Raw genomic sequence first — 1,652 nt, forward strand, 5'->3', positions numbered from 1 at the left:
GGGCACAGGGAAAGAAAGAAAGCGGAGGCCGTCTGAACACACGCTCGTGCGGACAGCATCCTCCGACGCATACGGTTTACGCGCGTACACTGCGCGTCCCTCTTCCCTTGGAAAAGGAGGTGATCCAGCCGCACCTTCCGGTACGACTACCTTGTTACGACTTCACCCCCCTCACAAAGCGTACCTTCGACAGCGTCCCCCTTGCGGTTGGACTGCCGGCTTCGGGTACCCCCTGCTCGGATGGTGTGACGGGCGGTGTGTACAAGGCCCGGGAACGTATTCACCGCGCCGTGCTGATGTGCGGTTACTAGCGATTCCAGCTTCATGAAGTCGAGTTTCAGACTTCAATCCGGACTACGACCGCTTTTCTGCGTTCTGCTCCGCCTCTCGGCTTCGCCCCGCTCTGTGGCGGCCATTGTAGCACGTGTGTAGCCCTGGACATAAGGGCCATGATGACTTGACGTCGTCCCCGCCTTCCTCCTGCTTGTCGCAGGCAGTTCCGCCTGAGTCCTCAGCTTTACCTGTTAGTAACCGGCAGTAGGGGTTGCGCTCGTTGCGGGACTTAACCCAACACCTCACGGCACGAGCTGACGACAGCCATGCAGCACCTGTCAAGAGCCGTATTGCTACGCTCACATATCTCTATATGATCGCTCTTGATGTCAAACCCAGGTAAGGTTCCTCGCGTACCATCGAATTAAACCACATGCTCCACCGCTTGTGCGGGCCCCCGTCAATTCCTTTGAGTTTCACCCTTGCGGGCATACTCCCCAGGCGGTACACTTATCGCGTTTGCTTCGGCACGCACGCTCTTGCGCACACGCCCAGTGTACATCGTTGACTGTGCGGACTACCAGGGTATCTAATCCTGTTTGCTCCCCGCACCTTCGCACCTCAGCGTCAGTCGTCCGCCGGTATCCTGCCTTCGCCATCGGTGTTCTTCCGCATATCTACAGATTTCACCCCTTCACGCGGAATTCCGGATACCCTTCGGCAACTCTAGCTCGCCAGTTCTCAATATAGCTCCGGAGTTGAGCCCCGGTATTTCTTACCAAGCTTGGCGACCCGCCTGCATGCCCTTTACGCCCAATAATTCCGAACAACGCTCGCACCTTACGTGTTACCGCGGCTGCTGGCACGTAATTAGCCGGTGCTTATTCCTGCCCTACCGTCACCATGCAGGCATTTCCTCCTACACTTATTCCTCGGACAGAAAAGAACTTTACAACCTTCCGGCCTTCTTCGTTCACGCGGCGTCGCTCCGTCAGGGTTCCCCCCATTGCGGAATATTCTTACCTGCTGCCTCCCGTAGGAGTCTGGGCCGTATCTCAGTCCCAATGTGTCCGTCCGCCCTCTCAGGCCGGATACCCGTCCTCGCCACGGCGGGCCCTTACCCCGCCGTCTAGCTGATGGGCCGCAGACCGTGCCCAATGCGGAGCCGAAGCTCCTTTCCCGCTGTCTACCTTCCGTAAACAGTGATCTATCCGGTATTACCCTCTATTTCTACAGGCTGTCCCGGACATCGGGGTACGTTATCCACGTGTTACTCACCAGTCCGCCGCTCTCGGCATTGCTGCCTGCCGCTCGACTTGCATGGTTAAGACGCGCCGCCAGCGTTCGTTCTGAGCCAGGATCAAACTCTCCATCATTAT

General features: G+C 57.7%; 1 rRNA gene. It reads right to left on the minus strand.

The window, feature by feature from the left end:
• Nucleotides 1-112: 112 nt before the first annotated feature.
• Nucleotides 113-1,649, minus strand: a 16S ribosomal RNA gene (locus tag H9I36_RS06335).
• Nucleotides 1,650-1,652: the final 3 nt, after the last annotated feature.

This window comes from Treponema sp. Marseille-Q4130 (assembly GCF_014334325.1).
Taxonomy (GTDB): domain Bacteria; phylum Spirochaetota; class Spirochaetia; order Treponematales; family Treponemataceae; genus Treponema_D.